Origin of the sequence: Planktothrix sp. FACHB-1355, from assembly GCF_014748295.1 — a bacterium.
Taxonomy (GTDB): domain Bacteria; phylum Cyanobacteriota; class Cyanobacteriia; order Cyanobacteriales; family Aerosakkonemataceae; genus Aerosakkonema; species Aerosakkonema funiforme_A.
In genome coordinates, this window is record NZ_JACJUP010000762.1 from 1 (window position 1) to 3,518 (window position 3,518).

The 3,518-nt window shown below is 44.1% G+C and carries 3 protein-coding genes; all 3 read right to left on the reverse strand.

Annotated elements, in window-relative coordinates:
* Nucleotides 1–164: 164 nt before the first annotated feature.
* Entirely contained in the window at nt 165–566 is a 402-nt protein-coding gene (locus H6S82_RS24460; protein WP_190464006.1) for an STAS/SEC14 domain-containing protein, read from the reverse strand.
* Nucleotides 567–824: 258 nt separating this feature from the next.
* Nucleotides 825–1,697: an SIMPL domain-containing protein gene (locus H6S82_RS24465; protein ID WP_190464005.1), complete on the reverse strand. Its 873-nt coding sequence runs from the start codon at nt 1,695–1,697 to the stop codon at nt 825–827.
* A 253-nt stretch (nt 1,698–1,950) separates the two neighbouring features.
* A partial coding sequence (locus H6S82_RS24470) for an ATP-binding protein (RefSeq protein WP_191056847.1) occupies nt 1,951–3,518 on the reverse strand: 1,568 nt, incomplete at its 5' end.

Here is a 3,518-nt window from a genome sequence, read left to right on the forward strand (position 1 = left end):
GAAGGAAGAGTTGTACTCGATGGACAAGAGTACATAATTCCGGTTTTGGCTGGGGACGGAATTCCCGAATCTCTACTGGGTTTGCAGTGGTTGAAAATGCTGCCGTTGACGGTGAATTATGGAGCAGGAGTGCTGACGCTGGGGTAAAAAGGAAAATGCGATTTTCAGACATAAGTTAGCGTCCGAATACCCAAATTTTCCATCACCGCAGTTAGCGAAGTGCCTCGAAGACGCGCCAACTCAGCTAAATATTCTATGCGTTCCGCTTGCAGTTTTTCTATCTGTTCGGTTAAATCTAATAACTCTTTATACTCGTCTGGCGTCAGAGTTTCTGCCTCTCTTTTGGCAATGAATTCATCATAGCGCTTTTGAGTATCTGAGGTAATACCTTGATTAATTTTTAACAACAGTTCTGCTTCAGTTTGGGGCAACTTATTGGCTTTGCGTTGCGCCTGTAGTGCGATAACTTGAGATACAAATATCTCTAAGTCCGGCTGGCTTAACTGCTCGACGGCTTTTAGTAAATCTTCTGAAGAAAGTTGTATTTCTACTTTAACTGTTGACATTTTCGGTGTCTCACCAGCTAACCTATCGATATTATAGCAAAAGTCAAAAGTCAAAAGTCAAAATTGAAATGCTTGCTGTGAATTGGTTCTGGCGTTTTAGGATGCCCTAACTGCCCTGGCGGTTGCTATATATCAGCCAAGGCATGATTTTGAGCTTTTGAAAGGCAAAAAATATGCGATCGCGCTCAATTTATCTTATAAATAAACACAGATCCTTTGCGTGAATATTTTTTGGTTGCTCGTAGCATTGCGAAAGGTTTACTCGATCGGATAAGTGACAAAAATATCTCTCCTCAACTGTACTTCGATCGGATCGTTCGGATCGTAACGCGATCCGCTGCTACCAAATGGCAGAAAAGAAGGAAGTTCTGTTGCTTCGCTGCACAAGGGAACGAACAAATCGTAAAAAAATGACTCTGCCACAGAAGGTACTTTTCCCAGTCGAACGTTCATTGCTTGCGCGATCGCTTCAGCTCTATTCCTGGCATCTTTCACTGCTGCTTGGTAAGCCGATCGCACTAAAGGCTGACAGTCTTTCATCGCGTAACGCACATTCACGCTTTTGACAACAATTTTGCCATTCTGGCGAGCGGCTTCGTTAACTACTGTCACAATTTGTTGCAAGCGATCGCGAGTCGGTTTGTCCAGCTTCACCACTACTTTCGCACTGCCTTCGCTACCTGGCAATGGAAAAGGAAATGAACTGGAACTGCTGGGAGTGACAATTACTTCAATGGCGTTAGCGGGAACGCCACTGGCAACTAAAGCATCAACTATCGGTTTGAAGCTTTCTTTTGTGAGTGGTGCTACTGTTGGTTGAAATTGAGATTGAAAAGGAGAATTTTGCTTCGATCGTTGCGTGACCGATTGTGTTTGCGATGGAGAAGATGGTGACTCAGAGGGGATATTGTTACTGAAAAGAAATTCCATCCGCGCCGTGTCCGCTGGCAAACTCACCTGTCCTTGACCCAAAACCATGATGGCGTGTCGATCGCTTACAGGGGGAAAAAACATCTGTGCGACGCGGGTATCGCTTTTTACAGTGTTAGCCTTTGCTATTTTGGGTATTGTTGCCTCAAGTCCGATCGCGATCGCAGCGCAAACCAACGTGCAGATGCCGATTTTTCTCATGCCTTGGAAATCTCCTTTGCAGTTATGACACTAGCAACTACTTAGTTCGCCCTCAATTTCACGATACCGTAGACTTCAAACAAAGTAAAGCTTTGTGACCAAAAAAAAGGGGTTTCAAGCCTCCCCCTTCAAGGGGAATCATCAAAAAATTTTTCCGAATTTCAAGCTCCGTCCGATCGTTGTCCAGCAAATCCAAAATCCAAAATCCAAAATCGTCTGGCAAAAGCGATCGCACACTCCCCACCTCCAGTTATTACAGCGGTATTTCGATTGCAAACTCCGTCCCTTTTCCAGGAGAAGAAACACAACGCAACTCTCCAGAATGACGCTCTACCACAATTTGATAGCTGATCGAAAGTCCCAGTCCAGTTCCTTTGCCCACAGCTTTAGTTGTAAAGAACGGGTCAAATAATCGTTTTTTTACTGACTCTGGAATTCCCGCACCATTGTCCGATATCTTGATGATTACTCGCGATGAATTTTTTAGCTCTGTGGCGATCGTAATTTTACCGGGATTGGCTTTGATCGATTCCTTACTTCTGCCTTGATAGGTTTCTTCAATTGCATCAATGGCATTAGTCAGCAAATTCATAAACACTTGGTTCAATTGTCCGGCATAGCACTCGGCTAACGGCAAATTGCCATAATTTTTAATCACTTGAATAGCTGGATGTCCCGACTTTTCAGAGAGACGATGTTCCAGCAATCTGAGGGTGCTGTCTAAGCCTTCGTGAAGATCGATCGCTTTCTTCTCAGCTTCGTCAAGTCGGGAAAATGTTCGCAGCGATCGCACAATTTCCTGAATGCGCGTTGCTCCTATTTTCATAGAACCGAGCAGTTTCGGCAAATCTAATTTTAAGAAATCTAAATCGATATCTTCTTCAAATTCTGTAATAGCATTGGCTGGCTGGGGGTAATGTTGAGCATAAAGTTCGACTAGGGATAGCAAATCGGAAATATATCTAGAGGCGTGATCGATATTCCCATAGATAAAGCTAACGGGATTGTTAATTTCATGGGCAATCCCCGCTACCATTTGTCCCAAAGAAGACATTTTTTCGCTTTGAATTAGTTGCAGTTGGGCGCTTTTCAATTCAAACAAAGCTGCTTCTAAAAGCCTCGCTTTTTCTTGCGCTACCAAGGCTGTTTGTGTAGCTTGGTTGTAGAGTTCGGCTTGCGAAATAGCGATCGCTAACTGATTGCACACAGCTTGCAAAAATTCGACTTCCGCATCAGTCCAGGGACGCACACCCGTAGAATGATAACATCCGATCGTACCAATTTCGCCGCTATTGGTCATAATCGGTATAGCGATTACAGAAGTATAACCAGAAGACATACAAGCTTGCTGCAATTCTGGATCTCCACAAGTTGCCACTTCGTTCACTCGTATGATTTTCCCTTCGATCAGTCTTTGTGTAATCGAACCATATGCTTGTGTGGGGTAAATGCCTATAAGGCTGGCAATGTGCGGTTTTTTAGCTTCATGCACTACCTCCCATACCTCCCCGTCTTCTTCCCTGCTGGTGGGGAGGGTAGAACAGCAAGGATGATACCAAGAAAACGCACACGAATCCACATTAAATAAATTTTGAAGCGAACTAACAACTGTTGCCAAAATTTTGTCTAAATCAAAAGAAGTGCGAATTTGAGTCACCAACTGATTGAGCAGTTTTTCCCTAGCCACTTTTTCTTTCAAGGCAGCTTCGGCGCGTTTGAGAGCGGTAATTTCTACAGCAACTATCCCCAAACCTACTGGGCGACGATCCTCTCCCGGAAGTGGAAAAAAAGAAGCGATCCAATGCCTGAAAATACCCGCTT